This is a genomic window from Pedococcus aerophilus, assembly GCF_039532215.1.
GTDB lineage: Bacteria > Actinomycetota > Actinomycetes > Actinomycetales > Dermatophilaceae > Pedococcus > Pedococcus aerophilus.
The window spans coordinates 2,054,347-2,075,276 of the sequence record NZ_BAAARN010000001.1; the positions used below are offsets into that span (position 1 = coordinate 2,054,347).

Consider the following 20,930-nt stretch of genomic DNA (forward strand, 5'->3'; position numbering starts at 1 on the left):
GGTGCGCCGCCGGTCAGTCGAGGAGGTCGGAGAAGAGGATGGTCGACAGGTAGCGCTCACCGAACGACGGGATGATCACGACGATCGTCTTGCCGGCGTTCTCGGGGCGACGGGCCACCTGGTCGGCGGCGGCGAGTGCCGCACCTGAGGAGAGGCCGACGAGCAGGCCCTCCTCGCGGGCGGCCCGGCGGGCCCACTCGACCGAGGTCTCGGCGTTGACGTCGATGACCTCGTCGTAGATCTCGCGGTCGAGGATGTCGGGCACGAAGTTCGCGCCGATGCCCTGGATCTTGTGCGGGCCGGGCTGGCCGCCGTTGAGGATGGGCGACTCCTCGGGCTCCACGGCGATCATCTGCAGCCCGGGCTTGCGGGGCTTGAGGACCTGGCCGATGCCGGTGATCGTGCCACCGGTGCCGATGCCGGCGATGACGATGTCGACCTCGCCGTCGGTGTCCTTCCAGATCTCCTCGGCCGTGGTCTTGCGGTGGATCTCCGGGTTGGCCTCGTTCGCGAACTGGCGCGCCAGGACGCCGCCGCGCTCGGCCGCGATCTCCTCGGACTTGGTGACCGCACCCTTCATGCCGAGGGCCCCCTCGGTGAGGACGAGCTCGGCGCCGTAGGCACGCAGCAGCGCGCGGCGCTCCTTCGACATCGTCTCCGGCATGGTCAGCACAACGTTGTAGCCGCGGGCAGCGCCGACCATGGCGAGCGCGATGCCGGTGTTGCCGGACGTCGCCTCGACGATGGTGCCGCCGGGCTTCAGCTGGCCGGACGCCTCGGCGGCGTTGATGATCGAGACGCCGATGCGGTCCTTGACCGACGAGGCCGGGTTGTAGAACTCCAGCTTCGCGACGACGGTCGCGTCGCTCTCGATGAGGCGGTTGATGCGGACCAGCGGGGTGTTGCCGATGAGCTGGGTCACGTCGTCGTGGATCGGCATGCGCCTCTACTTTCGGTATGCCGCGGGCTCACCTCGAGCGCGGACGTTGGGCAGGCAGTCGTGTCTTCACCCAAGCAAGCGAAGAACGCGTTATGGATATTCCAACAGATCGTTATGTCGGGTGCAACGGAGGTCCGCGACGCGACCCGTGGGTCGGTACGACGCCACGCGGTTGAGCAGGGTCACAAACCGGTAAGCGGACGCTTACCCGCGGGTAGCATGACCGCCATGTCTGCCCTCCAGATCATCGCGCTCGTCGTCTGCGGCGCGGTCACCCTCGTGGCCATCGCCCTGTTCGCCCGGGTGATCCGCCACTTCCTGTCCGTGTTCCGCCTGGGCCAGCCGGACGCGACGCGCACCGGCGACAAGGGCACCCGCACGATGACGCTGCTGCGCGAGTTCCTCGGACACACCCGCATGTCGCGGCTGCCCGTCGTCGCGGTCGCGCACTGGTTCACGATGATCAGCTTCGGCGTGCTGTTCCTGACGCTCGTCAACGCCTTCGGGCAGCTCGTCGAGCCCGACTTCGCGCTCCCGCTCATCGGGCACTTCTTCCCCTACGAGTGGATCACCGAGTTCTTCGCGTGGACCGGGCTGGTCGGCATCGTCGCCCTGATCGCGATCCGGCAGAAGAACCACCCCCGGAGCGCCGCGGGTGAGGGCGGGCGGCGCTCGCGCTTCTTCGGCTCGAACTTCTGGCAGGCCTACTACGTCGAGGCGACCATCCTCGGCGTCACGATCTGCATCATCAGCCTGCGCGCGCTGGAGTACGCCCTCGGGCAGGCGACCGGTGACGAGCACGCGACCGCGCTGCACTACCCGCTGACGGCCTGGCTCGGCGCCGGGTTCGGTGGGTCGGTGTCGACGCTCGAGACGGTCATCGTCGTCGTCGCGGCGGTGAAGATCCTCATCTCCTTCGCGTGGATGATCACCATCTCGCTCACCCCGACCATGGGTGTCGCGTGGCACCGGTTCCTCGCCTTCTTCAACATCTTCTTCAAGCGCCACGCCGACGGGCGCACCTCCCTCGGCGAGCTCCAGCCGCTCATGGTCGGCGGCGCTCCGGTGGACTTCGAGAACATCGAGGAGCTCGACGAGGACGCGGCGCTCGGCGTCGGCAAGGTCGAGGACTTCACCTGGAAGGGCCTGCTCGACTTCTCCACCTGCACCGAGTGCGGTCGCTGCCAGAGCCAGTGCCCGGCCTGGAACACCGAGAAGCCGCTCTCCCCGAAGATGCTCATCATGACGCTGCGCGACCACGCGCAGGCGAAGTCGCCGTGGCTGCTCGCGTCCGAGTCCGAGCGTGAGGGACTCGGCGACGAGGCCAAGGCGCTGTCCGAGGTCCCGCTCATCGGCGACACCGGCTACTCGATCACCGACCCGCTCGCGGCCTACAACCCGCACGGCCCCGACGCGGTCATCGACCAGGACGTCCTGTGGTCCTGCACCACCTGCGGCGCCTGCGTCGAGCAGTGCCCGGTGGACATCGAGCACGTCGACGCGATCGTGGACATGCGCCGGTACCAGAACCTCATCGAGTCGGCGTTCCCCAACGAGCTCGGTGGCCTGTTCAAGAACCTCGAGAACAAGGGCAACCCGTGGGGCATGGCCGCCCGCGCCCGCCTCGACTGGGCCAAGGACCTGCCGTTCCCGGTGAAGATCCTCGGTCAGGACGTCGACTCGGCCGACGACGTGGACTACCTGTTCTGGGTCGGCTGCGCCGGCGCCTACGAGGACCGCGCCAAGAAGACCACCCGCGCGGTGGCCGAGCTGCTCGACCAGGCGGGGGTCTCGTTCGCGATCCTCGGTGACGGCGAGTCGTGCACGGGTGACTCCGCCCGCCGCGCCGGCAACGAGTTCCTCTTCCAGATGCTCGCGCAGCAGAACGTCGAGACGCTCAACGAGGTCGGTGCGACCAAGATCGTCGTCACCTGCGCGCACTGCTTCAACACCATCAAGAACGAGTACCCGCAGCTCGGCGGAAAGTACGAGGTCGTCCACCACACGCAGCTGCTCAACCGCCTCGTCCGCGAGAAGAAGCTCGTCCCGGTGGCCCGCCCCGCTGGAGGGCCGGGTGCGTCGCCGAAGTCCTCGCTGAAGAACGTCGCGTCGACCGCGGAGACCGTGACCTACCACGACCCCTGCTACCTGGGTCGGCACAACGGCGTCTACGCCCCGCCGCGCGAGCTCATCGGCGCCCTGCCGGGTGTCGAGCTCAAGGAGATGGAGCGCACCAAGGAGAAGTCGTTCTGCTGCGGCGCCGGTGGCGCGCGCATGTGGATGGAGGAGAAGCTCGGCACGCGGATCAACACCAACCGCACCGAGGAGGCCATCGCCACCGGCGCCGAGCGGATCGCCATCGGCTGCCCGTTCTGCCGGGTGATGCTGTCGGACGGCCTCACCGCTGCGCAGTCCGAGGGCAAGGCCGAAGAGGTCGAGGTCGTCGACGTCGCGCAGATGCTGCTCGCCGCGGTGAAGCGCCCCGGCCCCGAGGCTCCCGCCGAGGCGGAGGCCAGCGAGCCCACCCCCGACCCCGAGCCCGCCCCGGTGGCCTGACCCCTGCGCTCAGCCGCGGCGTCGGCCGGCGTCGGCCTTGAGGCGCGCTTCCTCGTCGAGGAGGCGCGCCTCGTGCATTGCGGGGGCGCCGCCTCCGCGCGAGGCCGGCCACCACCAGGCGGTATGCGGCTCGGCCGGCTTCTGCGGGTACGTGTCGATGAGCTCGTCGACCATCGACACGAGCACCGTGTGCACCCGCGTCGTCAGGGCGTCGGCGTCCTCCCCCGGCAACGGGTGGATGGGTTCGCCGACGAGCACCTGGACCGCGGTGCCACGCCGGAGGCTGTAGCGGCCGTCGACGGTGAAGATGCGGTGAACCCCCCAGTGGGCGACCGGGACGATGGGCGCACCCGTCCGCAGGGCCAGGTAGGCGGCTCCGCGCTTGACGTCGGCCCGGTCCTTGACGACGAACGCACGACCGATGGTGGCCTCCGGGTAGACGCCCACCACCTCACCGGCCCGCAGTGCGCGGTACGCAGAACGCGCGGCAGTCTCCCCGTGCGCGCGGTCGACGGGGATGTGGTGCATGCCGCGCAGCAGCGGCCCGGACACGGGCGCGTCGAACACCGACTGCTTGGCCATGAACCGCACCAGCCGCCCCTGCGAGCGCGCTGCCTCCCCCACGAACATGAAGTCGATGAAGCTGCTGTGGTTGGCCGCCACCACCACCGGCCCGGTCGACGGCAGCCGGTCGGCGCCGACGATGGAGATCCGCAGCCCCAGCGCCCGGAACAGGACGTGGCAGGCGCGGATGACGAGGCGGTACGTGAGGTCGTGCACGGCAGTCATTCGGAGCGGCGCCCGGTCGCGGTTGGAGGCCTCACGCCACCTCGGCCATCAGGGCCGCGAGCTTGGCGCGGGTGCTGATCTCGAGCTTGCGGAAGATGTGCGAGAGGTGCGCGTCCACCGTCCGCGGCGAGACGAACAGCTGCTCGGCGATCTGTCGGCTCGTGAGGCCCTCGGCCACCAGCTCGGCGACCGCGCGCTCCGCCTTGGTCAGCACGCCCAGCGGCGAGGTGACCTCGGGCTCCTCGCCGGGGGCGAGGGCGGTCACCGCCGCAAGCCCTTCGCGGGTGAGGTGTCCGGAGGCGACCCAGGTGGGCGGGCAGTCGCGAGGCGAGCCCGCGGCATACGGGACCCCCGGGCGGGACCGGCCCACGGCGGCGCGGGGCACCCGCAGCGCTGCCGCTGCCCCCGTGAGCTGCCGGTATGCCGCCGTGCCCGGCTCCGCGGACGCGGCCAGGCCGTCGAGCGCGTCGGCGGCCCGCAGCGGCATCGGGACCTCACCGGCACGACGCAGCGCGGACAGGTAGGACGGCCGGGCCTGCGTCGGGTCACCCATGGCCATCAGTGAGTCGGCCACGAGCAGCCGCCCTTCGACGCCGTCGCGACCGAGCTTGGCGCTGTCGGCGAGCACCACCGTGTCGGCAGCCCGGCCGGCGGCCCGGGTGAGCTCGCCCGCAGCCAGCAGGTCGCGCGCGTCCTGCAGCTGGACGCAGACGCGGACCGCCCAGGGCAGGCTCTCGATGTCCACGTCGAGGGGCTCGCCGGGACGCCGGGTGACCAGCCGGACCACGACGTCGGCGAGCAACGCGATGCGGTCCTCGCGCAGCTCCTTGGCCTTCGCCAGGGCATACAGGGCAAGGGATTCCGCCTCCACGAGCCGGCCCTGCTCCCACGCCGCCTTGGCCTGGAGGGTGCGCGCCGACAAGGCGATCCACAGCTCGTCGGCCGGAGGGGCGTCGACGATGAGGGCGCCGAGCCGCTCTGCCTCGGCGAGGTCACCGCTGGAGACGCACACGTCCATGAGGGTGCGCCGCACCTGGCGCACGACGTACGGGTCGCGCTGGCCGAGCAGCAGGGTGCGCTCGGCGTCGGACCTCGCCTGTGCGAGGTTGCCGGCGTCGAGGTGCATCTCCGCGCGGATGGCCGCATTGCGGGCGAACTCGAGGCTGCGGGCGCCGTCGTCCAGACCCGACGCGTGCTGCTCGGCGCGGTCCAGGAGGCGCAGACCCTCGTAGGTGCCGCGGACCTCGGAGGCGCAAATCCCCGCTCGGCGGGCCAGCTGGGAGCCGATGCCCGCGGGTCCGTCGCCGCTGTCGAGCACCGCCTCGAGCAGGTCCACCGCGTCCCTGGCCCGCATGGCGGTGTAGAGCGCTGAGAAGGCGCGGTTGGCCAGGTCGTACGCCTCGGGGCGTCGCTCGTCGTGAGCGGCAGCGTGGCGGACCGCTGCGGCGACGAGCTGCACCTCTGCCAGCCAGGCGGCGTCGCCGGCCCCGGTGAAGTAGCCGGCAGGGATGGTGCGGTCCACCCAGCGCAGCAGCCCCTCCATCGCGCCGGTCTCGTCGACCGTGCCTCTGGCGAGCTCGCGGCCGACCTCGCGCAGCGGCGGGAGCATGTCGAACCGACCGTCGGACTGCACCTCGACGAGGCTGCGGCGCGCGAGGGCCGAGGCGAGCTGCACCGCGGCGGGCCGCGACACCTCGCAGATGTCGGCGAGGGCGTCGAGGCCGACGGGACGACCGACCACGGCCAACCGGCGGAAGCACCGGCGCTGGTCCTCGTCGAGCAGGTCGTAGGAGCCGCGCACCGCCTGCGCCATCGTGCCGACCGGTGCCACGTCGCTCACCCCGATGAGGGCGATCTGGACCGCGAGCTGCTCGATGAGGGACGGCAGCCCGCCGCTGGCCCGCAGGAGGCGGCGCAGGGTGTGGTCGTGCTGGGCGATGTCGACGGTGTGGCCACCGGCGGCGGCCACCCGGGCGAGGAGCAGCTCGACCGCGGGCCCCTCGAGCGGCATCGCTGCGGTCGGGACCGGCAAGGGGTGCAGCCGCAGGACGTTCTCGTGGGATCGGCCGGCGACGGTCGTGGCCGTGCACAGCAACCGGAAGGTCTCCGCGTCCTCGACCACCTCGTCGAGGATCTCCCCGAGGCCGTCGATCGAGTCGACGCCGTCGAGGACGAGGAGCAGGTCGCGGCCGTCGAGGGCCCGCTTGAGCGCCGAGGTCGTCGAGTCGCCCGGGGCGACCTCGGCGCCGAGGGCGTCGAGGCAGGCGGTGACGAGGATCGCGGCGGTGGGGTGTGCGTGACCGGTGACCCAGACCGTGGTCGAGGCCGCCGCCACGTGCCGGGCGACGAGCGTCTTCCCGCAGCCGGGGGCGCCGGTCAGCGTCACCCACCGGTGGCTCCCGAGGAGCAGCCGGAGGCGTTCGAGAACGTCGTCGCGCCCCACACACGGTGTCAGCACCGAATCAGGCTACCCAGACACTCAGGTCAATATCGGTGGTTTCACCGATGCCCTGTCCGCGGCGCCCCGACAGTCTGAGTTCCGACACGAGCAGGACCTGTGGCCGCGGGAGACGTGGAGGGGCGTGTCCCGCAGCCACGGATCCCGCGCTTGTCGGCCGGGGGGCCACGACCGAGGCCGGGTGCAGATCCAGGGGGACGCACCCGGCCTCCGTTGCGCGCAGCGCCCGGTGGCCCGATCAACGACAGCGGCACCCCGGCTCGAGCCGGGGTGCCGCTGTCGTGGTGCGAGGTCTTCGACGGTCAGCCGAGGCCGTTCTTGGACAGGAAGTCCTTGGCGACGGTGTCGGCGTCCTTCTTGTCGGAGACGACCTCCTTGAGCAGCGCGGACAGCGTGGCGGTGTCGAGCTTGGCCGACACCGCGTTGAGTGCACCCTCGATGGTCGGGTTGCTCTTGCTCTTGGTGATCAGCGGGACGACGTTCTGCGCCGCGTACATGTTCTCCGGGTCCTCGAGCGCGATGAGGTCGTTCTCCGCGATGCTCGGGTCGGTGGTGAACAGGTCACCGGCGTCGATCTGGCCGTTCTTCAGCGCCTGCAGGGTGAGCGGGCCACCGGCGTCGAGCGGACGGAACTGCTTGAACTCCAGCCCGTAGAACTTCTTGAAGCCGGGGATGCCGGTGAGGCGGGTCTTCCACTCCGGCGGGCCGCCGATGACGAGGTCCTGGCTCTTGCCCTTGAGGTCGGCGATCGACTTCACGCCGAGCTCGTCGGCGCGGGACTTCTTCATGACGAGCGCGTCCTTGTCCTCGGCCGCGGACTTGTCGAGCACGGCGAGGGTGTCGGGGACGGCTGCCTTGAGCTCGGTGTAGACGCCCTCGGAGTCGGTCGCCTTGGCGTCCTTGTTGAAGTACTGCGTCAGCACACCGGTGTACTCGGGGATCAGGTCGATCGAGCCGTCCTGGAGGGCCGGGATGTAGGCCTCGCGGGCACCGATGTTGAGCTTCTTGGTGACCTTGACGCCCTTGGCCTCGAGGGCACCGGCGTAGATCTCGGCGAGCAGGGCGCTCTCGGGGAAGTCGGCCGAGCCGACGATGATGCCGCCGGCGGCAGCGCTGCCCGAACCGGAAGTGCTGCTGGGGGCGAGCGGGTCGCCCCCGGAGTTGCCGCACGCCGCGGTGGCCAGCAGGGCCGCAGCGGTGGCGATGGTCAGGGTGATGCGACTCAGCTTCACGGTCCTGCTCCTCAGTGTGGTGACGATGACGTTCATGGATGACTGGGTGTCAACGGGCCGGGGCGTCAACGGTACGCCCGCTGGAGTCAATCTCTACATCGACAGGGGTATTCCCGGAAGTGCCCGTCCGTGCTGCGGCTCCGGCCCCTGCGCGGCCGCGGGACGAACCGCGGCGTCCGCTGCCCCGTCCGCCGCCGAGCCCGGGCGAGACGACCGTGCGCTGGACGATGGACAGGATGAGGTCGAGCAGCAGGGCCAGACCACCCACGAGCAGCGCGCCGGCCGCCATCTGCTCGTAGTCCGAGAGCTTCTGGCCGTCGATGAGGTAGCGGCCCAGACCGCCGGTGCCGGCGACGGCGGCGATCGTGGCCGTCGAGACCACCTGGAGGGTGGCCGAGCGCAGGCCGGAGAAGATCAGCGGCGCGGCGCACGGCACCTCGACCTGGCGCAGCACCTGCATGCCGGTCATGCCCATACCCTTGGCGGCGTCGCGCGCGGCAGGCTCGACGCCTTCCACACCGGCGTAGGCACCGGCCATGATCGGCGGGATCGCCAGGACGATGAGCACGATGATCGACGGCACGACGAGGGCGGAGTCGCCGGCCAGCTTGGGGAAGAGCCACAGCACCATGAGGTAGAGCAGGCCCAGGCTGGGGATGGCTCTGGCCGCTCCGGCGATGTTGATGGCCAGGAACCGCCCTCGGCCGGTGTGACCGATGGCGAGCCCGACGGGGATGGCGATGAGGGCGGCCACGAGGAGTGAGACGGCGGTGTAGCCGAGGTGCTGGAGGAGTCGGTGGGGGACGCCGCTCTCACCGGACCAGTTGGCCGGGTCGGCGAACCAGCTGAGGATGTCGTTGATCATGCGCGCGCTCCCGTCGCCCGGAGCCAGGGTGTGAACGCGCGGGTCGCCGCCACGATGACCCCGTCGAAGAGGAGGGCGAGGACGACGCAGGCCACGATGCCGACCACGAGGGGGTCGTAGAACTGGCGGTTGAAGCCATCGGTGAAGAAGAGCCCGAGCTGGGGGATCCCGAGCACGCTGGCCACGCTGACGATGCTGACGTTGCTGACCGCAGCGACCCGCAGTCCGGCCGAGATCACCGGCACCGCCAACGGGAGCTCGATGGCGAAGAACCGCTTGACCCTCGTGTAGCCCATGGCCGTGGCGGCCTGCTGCACGTCGTCCGGGACCGAGCCGAGGCCGTCGGCCACGGTGCGGACCAGCAGCGCGACGGTGTAGAGCGTCAGGCCGACGACGACGTTCTCCCGGTCGAGGATCTTGGTCCCGATGATGGGCGGGAGCAGGACGAACAGCGCGAGGCTGGGGATCGTGTAGAGCAGGCCGAAACCGGCGGTAAAGGGGACGTAGAGCCGCGGGAAGCGCCGCGCCAGCCAGCCCAGGGGCAGGGCCAGCAGCAGGCCGATGAGCAGGGGCAGGCCCGCGAGGTAGATGTGCTGCAGTGTCCGGGCCTGCACGTCGTCCAGGTGGTCGAGGAACCAGGTCATGACGACTCCTCAGGCACCTGACGACTCGTGGCTGGCCCGGGCGGCCCCGGGACGCTGGGGGTCCTCGAGCTCGGGGCGATCGGTCTCCTCGATGGCGGTGAGCACCTCGTGGGCGCGCACCGTGCCGACCAGGGCGCCGGCGTCGTCGACGATGACGCCGCGTCGGCTGGGGCTCGACAGCGCTGCGTCGAGGGCAGCGCGCAGCGGCCCGCTGGCACGGGCGACGGTGCCGCCGCGGTGCAGCACCTCGCTGGTCACCTCGCCACTGATGCGGCGGGGCTCGACCCAGCCGAGCGGACGGTTGCCCTCGTCCACGACGAGGACCCAGTCGGAGTCGACGCCGCTGACGGTCTCCCCCATGGCGACGGTGCGCTCCGACGCGAGGGGCAGGCGCGGGGTCTTCTGGAAGGACAGGGCACGGTACCCACGATCACGACCGACGAAGTCGGCGATGAAGTCGTCGACGGGGTGCGAGAGCAGGTAGGCGGGCTCGGCGATCTGGGCCAGCTTGCCGCCGACCCGCAGCACGGCCACCTGGTCGCCGAGCTTGATGGCCTCGTCGATGTCGTGGGTGACGAAGACGATCGTCTTGCCGAGCTCGCTCTGCAGGCGCAGGAACTCGTCCTGGAGCTGCTCGCGGACCACGGGGTCGACGGCACTGAACGGCTCGTCCATGAGCATCACGGGCGGGTCCGCGGCGAGGGCACGGGCGACACCGACGCGCTGCTGCTGGCCGCCGGAGAGCTGGGCGGGGTAGCGCTTGGCGAAGGCCGGGTCGAGGCCGACGCGCTCGAGCAGCTCCATCGAGCGCTTCTCGGTCTCGCGGCGGTCCATGCCGAGCAGTCGGGGCACCGTGCCGACGTTGTCGAGGACGGTGCGGTGCGGGAACAGCCCGGCGTGCTGGATGACGTAGCCGATGCCGCGGCGCAGCTCGGCCTCCTTCATCCGCTTGGTGTCCTTGCCGTCCAGCGTGATCGTGCCGGAGGTGGGGGTGATCATCCGGTTGATCATGCGCAGCGAGGTCGTCTTGCCACAGCCCGAGGGGCCGACGAGGACCGTGATCTGCCCGGTGGGCGCCTCGAGGCTCAGCTCGTCGACGGCCACGGTGCCATCCGGGTACTGCTTGGTCACACCGTCGAAGACGATCATGCGCATCAACCTAATGCAGCGCACTGACCAGCGCAGTCCCGCTGAGACCGGACCGAGACCTCCCGGTCGGGAGCGCGATACTGGCGCCGTGGACCACTCCCTGCGGCTGGACGGCAGCAGCCTCGACCTCGACGGACTCCTCCTGGCAGCAGCGGGTGCCCCCACCTCCACCGACCCCGAGGCCCTTGCCAGGGCTGAGGCCTCGCACCGGCTCGCCGCCACGATCAGCGCCGAGCGCCCTGTCTACGGGCGCACCACCGGTGTCGGTGCGGCGCGCGAGGAGAGCACCGACTCGACCGTCGACCACGGCCTGCGGCTGCTGCGGTCGCACGCCGCCGGCTGGGGTGCCGTGGTCCCCGACCACGTCGTGCGGGCGGCCCTGGCCGTCCGGGCGAACCAACTCCTCGCCGGTGGCAGCGGCGCCAGTCCCGAGCTGGCGAGCGCCCTGGCCGCACTCGTCGGTGCGCCGTCCGCCGACCTCCCGGTCGTCCACCGGTACGGGTCCCTCGGCACCGGCGACCTGACCTCCCTGGCCGAGGTCGGCCTCGCCCTCATCGGCGAGCGCGACCGGGTCGGCGGCCACCGCAGCGCCGACCTCGCCCTCAGCTCGGCCGACGCGCTCCCCCTCATGTCGTCGAATGCGTTCGCCATCGCCGAGACCGGGCTGCACGCAGCCTCCCTGCACGCCCTCGCCCGCGCGGCCGACACGGTCTGCGCGCTGAGCTTCGTCGCCCTGCGCGGCAATGCCGAGGCGGTCAGCACGACGGCCGCCGACGCCACGCCCTTCCACGGTGCCCGCGAGGTCGCCCGCGTGCTGCGCGAGCTGCTCGACGGCCAACCCGGCGAGCCGGCGCACCTCCAGGACTTCTTCGGCCTGCGCACCTGGCCTCAGGTCCACGGTCCGGTCCTCGACACGGTCACCGACCTCAAGGCCGTCGTCGAGACCGCCGCCAACACCGCCTCGGAGAACCCGCTCTTCACCGTCAGCGAGGACGGCGGGCGGGTCACCCACCACGGCGGTTTCCACGCTGCATACCTCGTCCTGGCGGTGGACTCGACGCTCCTGGCCCTCACGCGCTCGGCGCAGGCGGTGCAGTCACGGGTGAGCCACGTGCTCACCGACTCGGCGAGCGGGTTGCCGCTGTTCCTCTCGGACGCGACGGCGGGCTCGTCGGGGGTGCTCATCGCCGAATACGTTGCGGCGTCGGCGCTCTCGACGATCCGCGGTCACGCGTCGACCCCGTCGAGCGTCCAGACCGCGGGGGTGTCGGCGGGCATCGAGGACGACGCGTCGTTCGCCGGGATGGCGGCGGTACGGCTCGGCGAGGCCACGGCGGCCTACCGCCGGATGCTCGCGGTCGAGCTCGTGTGCGCCGTGCGGGCCCTGCGCATGCGCGGGGTCGCCCCGGTGGGTGAGCTCGCCGTGGCGCTGGCGCGGTGCGAGGGCCTGCCGTCCGGCTTCGAGGACCGCGACCTGTCCCCCGAGCTCGTCATCGCCGAGCGCATCGTCGAGGGGTATGCCGTGAGCACCCCTCAGGAGCGCTAGCGGGACCGGCGCTCATCCCGAGAGACGCGCACGTCGGCCTGGTGGCCGGCGTCATAGGGCTCGACCAGCAGGTGCTGGACGAGGTAGTCGGCGGAGCGCTCGTGCCAGTAGCCGGCCCGGCGCAGCATGGCGTGGGTGTCGTTCTCCACGCGCTCGTAGGTGACGTCCGCGCCCAGTCGCTCCATGGCGGTGGCCATCGCCCGGGACGCCTTGGCCGACGTCATCCGGTCCAGCGAACCGTGCAGGACGAGCAGGTGCAGGTCGGGGTGCCAGCGCGGCTGATCCGGGCCCTCGACCCACGGGGCCAGCGCGACGATGGCGTGGATCCGCTCGTCGTCGGCGAGGTGCAGGGCGACGCGGCCACCCATCGAGTGGCCGAGCAGGCCGATCGGGACGCCTGGGTACTTCGCCGCGATCTGCTCCAGCGCAAGGCGCGTGTCGGCGAGCGGGCTGGCCTCGGCACCGTTCCATCCGCGCACGGCGTAGCGGAGCTCGGCGACGGCCACCTCCCCTTCACCGGCGCGACCCACGGCCTTGGCGAAGGGCGCCATACGCAGCACCGCTCCCTGCCACGGACGCACCGGACCACGACCCTTGGACCGACCACCGTGCAGGACGAGGACGATCGCGCGGGGGTTCTCGACCTCGGTGGGCCAGAGCAGGCGGGCGGCGGGCATGCGGGGTTCTCCTCGTGCAGGGGCGACGTCTGGTGTTCGACGCCGGGGGCGCACCCGGATGGCTCGGCGCGTCACCCGGTCCAACGCCCGGGCCTGCGCAGCTATGCCGTGAGGTGCGCCTCAGCACACCTCCGCCCTCGGAGCGGGTGGGGTCAGACGTCGGTGGCGCGGAAGCTCTGGAACGAGCGGCTCGCCGTCGGGCCACGCTGGCCCTGGTAGTGCGAGCCGTACTTGGCGCTGCCGTAGGGGTTCTCGACCGGGGAGGAGAGGCGGAAGAAGCAGAGCTGGCCGACCTTCATGCCCGGCCACAGCTTGATCGGGAGGGTGGCGACGTTGCTCAGCTCGAGGGTGACGTGGCCGGTGAACCCGGGGTCGACGAAGCCGGCGGTCGCGTGGGTCAACAGGCCGAGGCGACCGAGGCTGGACTTGCCCTCGACGCGAGCCGCGACGTCGTCGGGGAGGGTGACGGCCTCGTAGATCGACCCGAGGACGAACTCCCCCGGGTGCAGCACGAACGGTTCGCCCCTCTCCACCTCGACGAGGCGGGTCAGGTCGGGCTGGTCCTCGGCGGGGTCGATGTAGGGGTACTTGTGGTTGTCGAACAGCCGGAAGAACCGGTCGAGTCGCACGTCCACGCTCGACGGCTGGACCATCTCGGGGTCCCACGGGTCGAGGACGACCCGTCCGGCGTCGATCTCGGCCTTGATGTCACGGTCGCTGAGCAGCACGGGGAGAGACTAACGCCCGAGGTGTGCCGCGTGACCGGCTTCGCCGCCCCGTGGCCGCTGACCGGTCAGGTGGGTCAGGTCGCGGCTCCGGCGAGTCGCCGTTGGGCGACCACGACGTGCTGGGCGACTGCGCCGGCCATGGCGAGGCCGATGAGCAGCACGGCCAGCGGCATGTCGAGACCGAGGGCAGCGACGAGGAGCACGGCGACCGAGAGGGCCACGGCGGGGACCGCCGTCCTGGGGTCGCGGTCAGCAGCGGCGTGCAGGGCTGCGAGCACCAGGGCGTAGACCGCGACGGGCACCGCGAGCGCGAAGGCGATGGCTCGCGACGACGCCACGGCGTCGTGCTGCACCACGTCGACGGCAGCGGCCAGCCCCGCCCCGACGGCTGCCACTGCGGCGAAGACGAGCACGTGCGCGTACGAGTAGACCCAGGTCATCGTCCGCCCCTGGCCGATGAGGTCGACGTGGTCCCGCTTGAAGTACAGCCACCACAGCGAGAACACGATGAGCAGGCCGCCGACTGCCAGCAGGACCAGGCCGGGGGTGAGTCCCGACCCACCGCCGCCCTCGGCCGCCGGGAGCACTCCGTGCCCTGCGTTGCTGCCCGCGGCGGCCGGCTCGGCCAGGACGCCCTGGATGGCCTGGACGCTGGCGAGGATGACCTCACCGAGGACGATGATCGTGAACAGGCCGTAGCGCTCGGCGATGTGGTGGGGGTGGAACGGCGTCGCTCCGCCGCGCTGCTCCGCGACCACGGGGACGGCGACCTCGGCGAGGACGAGCAGCCCGAACGTCGCGTACAGCACGCCGTCGCCGTGCAGGGCCAGCCGCGCGATCCAGAGGACCTGCACCACGGTGATGCCGACGGCATAGGTCATCGCGGTCGTGCGGTGGGGGGTGTCTCCCCGGGCCACACGGAGCCAGAGGGCGACCATCGCGAGGCGCATCACGGCATACCCGGTCACGACGGCGATGGACTGGCCGTCGTCGAACAGGTCCGGCACCCCGGCCGCGAGCAGGAGCGAACCGGCCATGATCGCGAAGGTCAGCAGGCGGTAGACGACGTCGTCGCAGTCGTAGGCGGACGCGAACCACGCGTAGTTCATCCACGCCCACCAGATGGCGAAGAAGACCAACGAGAAGCCGAGGATCGCCTCGTAGTGCGCCGCCGACAGGCCGTGGTGCAGCTCGGCGGCTGCACTCGCGATGGCGACGACGAAGACGAGGTCGAAGAACAGCTCGAGGGGCGAGGCGACGCGGTGCGCCTCGTGCGGGTCGCGCGGGCCCATGCGCCGGACGAGCGGGATGAGGTTGAGGGCGCTCACGAGTGGAGCGTACGACCCCCGGCGACGGGGTGTCCGGTATGCCGCGTGGCGTCGGTTAGACTGCCTGCCGCGTCGCCCTTTCGGGGCGGCGTGCGCCGGTGTAGCTCAATGGTAGAGCGCCAGCTTCCCAAGCTGGACACGCGAGTTCGATTCTCGTCACCGGCTCCCACGAGGGATTCACCGAAATGGCCGAAACAGTCCCCCGAAATGGGGCCGGACCTACGGTGGACATGACGAAGGGGCCCGACCAACAGGTCGGGCCCCTTCGTCATGCTCATGCCGCGCGCTGCTCTCCGTAGGCTGCATCCACGTCATCTGCTTGCTGGCGAGTCAGCATCGTCAACCCATCCACCCACTGTGTGCTGGCCAGCAGCGGGTGTTCGGCGTCGCCGAGTCCGGTCCGCTCATGCCAGTTGTTGAGCTCTCGAATGTTGTAGGAGGCGACCGCCGCGGCCATCGCGAGCGTGACCATCGGCAGACCGGTGAACTGGAAGAAGCCGCGGTGGATGTTCTCGGTGTTCGGATTCTTGAGGTTGCCGTAGACGCCCTCGACGTAGGTGCGCCTATCCCACGAGGGTTCCCAGCGTCCATCTCCCCAGTACTCCTCTTGGGCGTACTTCATGTGTCGCCCCGGTGGAATCTGCACGGTGGTCTGCTTGCAGAAGGGAGTCTTGGCCGCGGGTGGCACCACGATCGGCTGTCCGGTCTCCCGGGCGACCTCCACGGTTCCATCGATGAAGGGGCAGCCCACCTTGCCGTTGAGCGCGGGACAGCCCCATCGGCTCTTCCCGTCTCCCAGGACCGTCTTGTGACGGCGCATCGCGAACTTGAAGCGCTCGTCGATCTGGCTGCGGAAGGTGTCGATCTCTGCTTTCGTACCGGTTGACCCAGGCCGCAGCAAAACCTCGAGGTGGCTCGGCGTGCCGGGGCAGTGTGGCCAACCTGCGATGATCTTGCTGCCCTCGTAGTCGACTGCTCCGTGGTCGTCCTTGCGAAGATCGTGGACCAGCCGCACACCCCGTTTCCAAAGCGGCAGGGCCCAGCGTTCGGCCTTCTTGTACGAGTAGTGGCGGTCCCCGATGAGGTCGCCAACCTCCACGCCGGCCGCGAGGACGTCGTCGATCATGCCCACGGTGACATCCACGATGTCGGTGCTCGCTGGCGTCAGGCGAAACCGTTCCACAAAGAGCGGCTCGGCACTGGCGTCCTTGGTCTGACCGACATCGGGGATGCGGACGAGCGTGTGCAGGGCGTATCCGAAGTAGCTGGTCCGTCCACCGTCCTTGTGCGTCTTGACACCCCACTTGGCGTCGGGGTCGAACCGCCGCGCCTTCGACGCAGGCGCCTCGACCCGGGCTTCGGATGGCCCACGTGAGTCCGAAGCGACCGTGGGCACTTCCTTGACGTAGTCCTCGTCCACGGGCTCGTGGTCAAGCGCCTCGACGGGCACAGAACCCTCGACGGCAGAGGCGGCCAAGGGTCGGCCTGACCTCTGCTCGTCCTCGTCAGACGGATGGACGGGAGGCGCGTCGACGGGCTTCCGTCGTCCGCGTGTCCACGCCCACACCCCCGACTCGTCAACGGCAAGGGCCGACCCCGATCTGGCCACGACGTGAGTCGTGACCGTGAGGGCATCCGCGATCGCCGCCACCACCCGTTCCCGCCGCAGGCACTCCTCCTCGGAGAGGGAGGATGCGAGGGGGCCAGTCCACGCAAGGTGCTTGTTCAGCGCACTGCCCATGTCGTACAGCTGCTTGGGGGTCAGCTGGGCGACGGTGTTCCCGTCCTTGCGAAGCACGCCCAGTTCCCACTGGAGACCCCGCGGGAGCTGACCGGTGGCGATCTCCCACATGCGCTGGATGGTGGCGCGTCCCTGCATCGCAGCGGCGATGAGCAGGATCATGAAGAGGCGTCCGTCCAACCCTTCGCGCTTTCGGCCACGGTTGCTTCGTCGACTGTTGGCATCGAGAAGGGCACCGATCCCAGCCTTGTCGACCACCCATCGCGCGTGCTCGACATCGGTGATTGTCTGCTCGACCGTCTTCATCGGGTGCTCCCGTCGACGAGGTTCTGAGCGGCATCGAGGTAGGGCACCAGCTCAACGAGGGTGCCGGCGGTGCGCACCCCTGCGGCGTCCATGAGGACCGCAAGGGGGACGGGCCGCGTCATCAAGGTAGCCATCCAGGTTGAGCGCAGACGGCTCTGTTCGAGGTGGGGGACGCTCCCCAAGAGCGTGGCCCGCGCGAAGACATCGGAGGCCACGTTGTGACGGTTCGACAGTCGGCCCAGAAGTAGGGCGCTGCCGGTCAGTCCCTTGAGTCCTTCACGCAGCAGGTCCTCGTACTCGCGGAGAACAGTCACCTTGCGCGCACGCGGGCCGGGCACGCAGAGGGCGATCCCACACTCTCCCTCGTCAAGCACGTGGTCTCGTTGGAGGAGTTTCAGCTCGGGTGAGTCGATGCCGGCCCCGGCCCCCATGGCGACGCAGAGGCACATCTTCCGACGCATCTCGGCGGTCGGCTGCACTTTGGCGACCCTGCAGATCTTGTCGATCTCGTCTTGGGTGTAGGGCGGTCGGATCCCGGCTCGACTGATGCTCACGCCCTTGAAGGGGACATCCGCGGGGTTGTGGTGGTCCGCCAGGCCGCGGAGGCGGGAGCGCCGGTCAGAGCGGGACTTCTCCTTGCAGTTGGGCATGCCGACCCGGGTGTACTCGTCGACGTTGGACCGCGTCAGGGTCGTGCGGCAGTCGGCGGGGTGCCCGTGCTTGAGCGCCCAGACCCAGAAGTGGCCGACATGGGTGACGTGCTGCTTGAGGCTCTTGGTCCCGGTGACGTTGGATCCCAGCAGGCTGAGTAGGACGAGGGGCCGCACCTGCTCCCAGCGGGGGACCACTGGGCCTCGCGGCTTGTAAACGTTCTCGACGTAGTGCACGAAGTCCGCCGGGAGCGGCGTGGGCGCCCCGGCCTTCTGCTCCAAGAGCTCTTGACGACGCCGCTTGGCCTGGGCGGCACTGACCTTGCCTGTTCGATTCATTGCTGCCTCCGTTGGTGAGGGGCCGCCCAGTTCGGGCGGTGTCAGGGACGGTGCCGGGCAGGTCTGCTTGCGCAATGGCCCGCTTCGCTTCTTTGGTCAGCCGCGAAGGAGGGCCTGGACGTCGCTCTCGGAGGGTCGTGGGAGATGCGGAAGGATGCGGTCGAGCGCGGTCTGCGTCAGCCCGCCGGAGGCGATCGCCGCGTGCGTGGTGCCCCAACGCTCAAGCGTGTTGACGATGCTGGTGGCGCGAAGACGATCGAAGCGAACTTGGACGTCCGTTGGTGCGGCCTCGCGACGCGCAGCGTCGAGGTTCCCGATAGGTGCCGCCTTGAGCGCGCCGCGGCCGCTCACGGTCTCGAGGATCGACGCCAAGGGGCCCTCGGGTGCAGCGGCAGCCTGCAGCGAGGCCAGTTCAGATGCGGCGTACGGCGCCGGACCCTCACCTCGTGGTTGCCGCCGAGTGCACGACGAGTGCCCCTCGATCGCTCGCAAGAGCCGGCGCAGGATCTCGCGCTGCTTGGCGAGCGTCCCCGCCCCCAACTGGTGCGGGTTGGTTCGGCAGTACCGCTCGATCCATTCGGTGGTTATGACCGTGACGATGTCGAGAGTGCCTGCGCGCTGGAGCACCCACACCAGGAACCTGGACGTGTGGCTCAGACAGACCCTCGCGTCGTTGCGGCTGGGCGGCGCGGTGGCGATGACGAGGTCGCGGGCCGTTGCCCCGATCACCGTCCACTGCTGAGCCGGGAGGGTGGGCGTGTAGTTGGCGATGTACCGGGCTACCTGTTCGCTGACCTGAGCGGACGGCGACTGCGTATCGGTGTTCATGGGGCTCACAGTCCAGGGTCGAGGCTGGTCGGCGATGCGGGTGAGCGGACTCCGCGCCTTGCCATACAGGTGATCCCCTTCGTGCTGGTCGCTCATGCCGTCGTGAGGCGGACAGACGCGCCCGCGACGACGACCCGCCGGCCGTGGGACGTTGCGAGCCGACCAAGGCTTCGCCCGGCCGTGTCGTAGCTGATGAACATGCCGTTGCCCCGTCGGGGCTGGCTGTGCGAGTGGTGGGTGCCGTGCGGCCGCTCGTGGGTCATGTCCTTCTCCTGAGTCGGGCTCTCACGTGGTCCGCGAGCGCGTTCCCTCACAGGTCCGGCGTCCCGAGGAGTCGGCAATCCCGCTCTTTGGCCGGGCCTCCGGACGGCGCCCTTGCCTCTAGGAAGCGGATCATCGAGTCCGACCAGCGCCGGCCTTCTCCCATCCCCGCGCAGGCTGACGCTTAAGACACCGCGGAGGCGGGACCGCTGTGGTCCCGCCTCCGGTATGTATGGGCGCTCGGCCCGTGGTCCAGCTCGAGGCTGTTACGCAGCCTCGGGTGGGGTGAGATTGACTCCGCTTCGGGACGCGATTGCCTGGCAGATGCCGCACTCGGCTGACATCTGCGGCGGTTGGTGCTCCAGCTCGGCTTCTTGTCGAGCCCAGTCTCCGAGCCGCTCGACGTAGATGTCCGGGAACTCCTCGCTGAGTGCGATCTCGACTGCGAGCTGCTGCCCGAAGGTGTCGTTGGCATCGTCGAGGCCGTGCGATCGGCGCTCCACAGCCAAGGTGGCGAGCCGCCATCGCAGATCGAGCAGGTGCTCAAGTCGGCGACGCCGGCGACGCTCATCGAGCAGCCCGGTAGTGCTGTTGGTGGTGGGGGGCTGCTGAGGGGTGTGAGTTGTAGTCACGGTTGGTGGCCTTTGGCCTTGGTGTCCGTGCCGGCCCGGTGCCGGGAACGTGACACGGAACGCGTCCTCTCGGTTGCGTTCGAGGACACCCGTCGGCGCGTCGGAGTAGCCCACAAGGGGGCCATCCCACCAACTTCCCCGAGACACCCCGCGAGCGTTGTCTCAGCACCTCATTGCGCAGTGCCCGTCGGACCGAACGATCACAAGTCCCCGAGCGAGCGAGACCTCTCGCACGGCCCGGGCGGACACGAACGTTGACAAGTCCACAGAGGAATGACGACGCACGGGGCCACAGCGGCCGGGAGCGGGCAGAAAGGAGGTGATCTACGCCCCCGCTGGCCGGCTGCGTTCTCCGGCGGCCTGTCGTTCATCGTTGCCGGGCGGAGGAGTCCCAGAGGAGGTGTGACACAACTCCACCGCAGTGGCAACGGTGCGGTAGTCCCGTTCCTGCGACGACCACCCAGCGGGGTCGCGGCGCAGGGACAACCTGTCTTCGCCAAGACGTAAGTTTCTGCGCTCGGTCAGAGCGCCGCGAGCGCCCACTGCCTTTGCAGATCAACCAAGTCGTCGGGATAGGGGCTCAGGGTGGCGTGCAGCAGTCGATGGCAAGTAGCACACAGGACGAGCAGGTCATCAACATTGGTCTCAACCATGCCGGTGCCGCGCTCGCTCAAGGGGACTATGTGATGGGCGTCCAGCCCTCGGTCGCCGCGGAGACCGAACAAGTCCCGAAGGTTTCGTCGACATCCTTGGCATTCGCCATCTACTTTGTCGATGGCCGCGCCCCGATTCGTTGTTGACCGCGCACGACAGCTCTTCATCTGACGCTCGCCCTCGGTCTCTGAGGTGTCACGGACTCCCTCGATGAGCCTTGCCAGCGCTTCGACTAGAGCGTCGCCATCATCACCTGCGAACTGCCCTCGGCCCGTGGCATCGAGGCCCGCTTCGCTCAACAGCGCTTGCCACGACACTCGCGGCTTGATCATCACATCGGTTTTGGCCGACCAGACGGCGTCACCGCTCTTGACTTGCTCGACCCTGCACAGGCTGACGACCATCCGGGCACGACCCCGACCGACGGTGCTGAGCAGGAGGTCCTTCTGGCGCACCGTGTGGGCCAGGTGCCAACCAGGCTGGTCACCCCCTCGCCAGTACTGCTCGAGCTCGTCAAGGTTGCCGTCGCACCGCACCACGCGGGAGCCGGACAGCGCTGCGATGCGGCGCACCTCGGCCGCTTGGTCCGCAGGGCTGAGAGAGCGGC

17 protein-coding genes and 1 tRNA gene are annotated in these 20,930 nt (G+C 70.0%); 3 read left to right on the top strand and 15 right to left on the bottom strand.

Translation table 11 applies throughout. From position 1 onward, the window contains the following. Positions 1 to 13: 13 nt before the first annotated feature. The gene (cysK, locus tag ABD286_RS09810; RefSeq protein ID WP_344192650.1) at positions 14 to 940 is read right to left on the bottom strand and encodes a cysteine synthase A; all 927 of its coding nucleotides are present in this window, start codon (positions 938 to 940) and stop codon (positions 14 to 16) included. A gap of 228 nt (positions 941 to 1,168) precedes the next feature. Here cysK and ABD286_RS09815 point away from each other — a divergent pair, with 228 nt between their 5' ends. After that, positions 1,169 to 3,496 (top strand): (Fe-S)-binding protein, encoded by a 2,328-nt coding sequence (locus ABD286_RS09815; RefSeq protein WP_344192652.1) that lies wholly within the window; start codon positions 1,169 to 1,171, stop codon positions 3,494 to 3,496. 9 nt (positions 3,497 to 3,505) lie between these two features. Here the strand turns inward: ABD286_RS09815 and ABD286_RS09820 are convergent, their stop codons facing one another. The 6 genes from ABD286_RS09820 to ABD286_RS09845 form a co-directional block, all read right to left on the bottom strand. Further along, a complete protein-coding gene (locus tag ABD286_RS09820) occupies positions 3,506 to 4,276 on the bottom strand; it encodes a lysophospholipid acyltransferase family protein (protein WP_344192654.1) in 771 nt (256 codons plus the stop codon). A 40-nt stretch (positions 4,277 to 4,316) separates the two neighbouring features. Next, entirely contained in the window at positions 4,317 to 6,743 is a 2,427-nt protein-coding gene (locus ABD286_RS09825) for a LuxR C-terminal-related transcriptional regulator (RefSeq protein WP_344192656.1), read from the bottom strand. A gap of 302 nt (positions 6,744 to 7,045) precedes the next feature. After that, positions 7,046 to 7,975 (bottom strand): ABC transporter substrate-binding protein, encoded by a 930-nt coding sequence (locus tag ABD286_RS09830; protein WP_344192658.1) that lies wholly within the window; start codon positions 7,973 to 7,975, stop codon positions 7,046 to 7,048. A gap of 49 nt (positions 7,976 to 8,024) precedes the next feature. After that, positions 8,025 to 8,840: an ABC transporter permease gene (locus ABD286_RS09835; protein ID WP_344192660.1), complete on the bottom strand. Its 816-nt coding sequence runs from the start codon at positions 8,838 to 8,840 to the stop codon at positions 8,025 to 8,027. Next, positions 8,837 to 9,484: an ABC transporter permease gene (locus ABD286_RS09840; RefSeq protein ID WP_344192663.1), complete on the bottom strand. Its 648-nt coding sequence runs from the start codon at positions 9,482 to 9,484 to the stop codon at positions 8,837 to 8,839. Before ABD286_RS09840 ends, ABD286_RS09835 begins: the two co-directional genes overlap by 4 nt. A 9-nt stretch (positions 9,485 to 9,493) precedes the next feature. Continuing rightward, a complete protein-coding gene (locus ABD286_RS09845; protein ID WP_344192665.1) occupies positions 9,494 to 10,633 on the bottom strand; it encodes an ABC transporter ATP-binding protein in 1,140 nt (379 codons plus the stop codon). 88 nt (positions 10,634 to 10,721) lie between these two features. On the opposite strand from ABD286_RS09845, the gene ABD286_RS09850 reads away from it, so the two are divergent. Beyond that, positions 10,722 to 12,179, top strand: coding sequence for an aromatic amino acid ammonia-lyase (locus ABD286_RS09850; protein ID WP_344192667.1), 1,458 nt, complete (start codon positions 10,722 to 10,724; stop codon positions 12,177 to 12,179). Here ABD286_RS09850 and ABD286_RS09855 read toward each other — a convergent pair. The 3 genes from ABD286_RS09855 to ABD286_RS09865 all read right to left on the bottom strand — a co-directional run bounded on the left by ABD286_RS09855 (position 12,176) and on the right by ABD286_RS09865 (position 14,912). After that, the gene (locus tag ABD286_RS09855; RefSeq protein ID WP_344192669.1) at positions 12,176 to 12,856 is read right to left on the bottom strand and encodes an alpha/beta hydrolase; all 681 of its coding nucleotides are present in this window, start codon (positions 12,854 to 12,856) and stop codon (positions 12,176 to 12,178) included. The genes ABD286_RS09850 and ABD286_RS09855 overlap by 4 nt on opposite strands. A 152-nt stretch (positions 12,857 to 13,008) precedes the next feature. Further along, the gene (gene dcd, locus ABD286_RS09860; protein WP_344192670.1) at positions 13,009 to 13,584 is read right to left on the bottom strand and encodes a dCTP deaminase; all 576 of its coding nucleotides are present in this window, start codon (positions 13,582 to 13,584) and stop codon (positions 13,009 to 13,011) included. Between the two features lie 74 nt (positions 13,585 to 13,658). After that, the gene (locus ABD286_RS09865; protein ID WP_344192672.1) at positions 13,659 to 14,912 is read right to left on the bottom strand and encodes a low temperature requirement protein A; all 1,254 of its coding nucleotides are present in this window, start codon (positions 14,910 to 14,912) and stop codon (positions 13,659 to 13,661) included. Between the two features lie 94 nt (positions 14,913 to 15,006). Between ABD286_RS09865 and ABD286_RS09870 the strand changes: the two genes are divergently transcribed. After that, a tRNA-Gly gene (locus tag ABD286_RS09870) sits at positions 15,007 to 15,077 on the top strand. Positions 15,078 to 15,186: 109 nt separating this feature from the next. Here ABD286_RS09870 and ABD286_RS09875 read toward each other — a convergent pair. The 5 genes from ABD286_RS09875 to ABD286_RS09895 form a co-directional block, all read right to left on the bottom strand. Next, positions 15,187 to 16,959 carry a hypothetical protein gene (locus tag ABD286_RS09875; protein WP_344192674.1) on the bottom strand — a complete coding sequence of 591 codons (1,773 nt, stop codon included), beginning with the start codon at positions 16,957 to 16,959 and terminating at the stop codon, positions 15,187 to 15,189. Continuing rightward, a complete protein-coding gene (locus tag ABD286_RS09880; RefSeq protein ID WP_344192677.1) occupies positions 16,956 to 17,948 on the bottom strand; it encodes a hypothetical protein in 993 nt (330 codons plus the stop codon). The genes ABD286_RS09875 and ABD286_RS09880 overlap by 4 nt, the downstream gene beginning before the upstream one ends. A gap of 96 nt (positions 17,949 to 18,044) precedes the next feature. Continuing rightward, entirely contained in the window at positions 18,045 to 18,872 is an 828-nt protein-coding gene (locus ABD286_RS09885; protein ID WP_344192679.1) for a hypothetical protein, read from the bottom strand. A gap of 431 nt (positions 18,873 to 19,303) precedes the next feature. Further along, the gene (locus ABD286_RS09890) at positions 19,304 to 19,669 is read right to left on the bottom strand and encodes a hypothetical protein (RefSeq protein ID WP_344192681.1); all 366 of its coding nucleotides are present in this window, start codon (positions 19,667 to 19,669) and stop codon (positions 19,304 to 19,306) included. A 521-nt stretch (positions 19,670 to 20,190) separates the two neighbouring features. Next, positions 20,191 to 20,895: an HNH endonuclease gene (locus ABD286_RS09895; protein ID WP_344192683.1), complete on the bottom strand. Its 705-nt coding sequence runs from the start codon at positions 20,893 to 20,895 to the stop codon at positions 20,191 to 20,193. Between the last annotated feature and the right edge of the window lie 35 nt (positions 20,896 to 20,930).

Bases quoted from the DNA above. Each gene is read 5' to 3' on its own strand.
- cysK (WP_344192650.1), bottom strand. From the start codon at position 940: ATGCCGATCCACGACGACGTGACCCAGCTCATCGGCAACACCCCGCTG.
- ABD286_RS09815 (WP_344192652.1), top strand. From the start codon at position 1,169: ATGTCTGCCCTCCAGATCATCGCGCTCGTCGTCTGCGGCGCGGTCACC.
- ABD286_RS09835 (WP_344192660.1), bottom strand. From the start codon at position 8,840: ATGATCAACGACATCCTCAGCTGGTTCGCCGACCCGGCCAACTGGTCC.
- ABD286_RS09840 (WP_344192663.1), bottom strand. From the start codon at position 9,484: ATGACCTGGTTCCTCGACCACCTGGACGACGTGCAGGCCCGGACACTG.
- ABD286_RS09845 (WP_344192665.1), bottom strand. From the start codon at position 10,633: ATGATCGTCTTCGACGGTGTGACCAAGCAGTACCCGGATGGCACCGTG.
- ABD286_RS09855 (WP_344192669.1), bottom strand. From the start codon at position 12,856: ATGCCCGCCGCCCGCCTGCTCTGGCCCACCGAGGTCGAGAACCCCCGC.
- ABD286_RS09875 (WP_344192674.1), bottom strand. From the start codon at position 16,959: ATGAAGACGGTCGAGCAGACAATCACCGATGTCGAGCACGCGCGATGG.
- ABD286_RS09880 (WP_344192677.1), bottom strand. From the start codon at position 17,948: ATGAATCGAACAGGCAAGGTCAGTGCCGCCCAGGCCAAGCGGCGTCGT.
- ABD286_RS09885 (WP_344192679.1), bottom strand. From the start codon at position 18,872: ATGAGCGACCAGCACGAAGGGGATCACCTGTATGGCAAGGCGCGGAGT.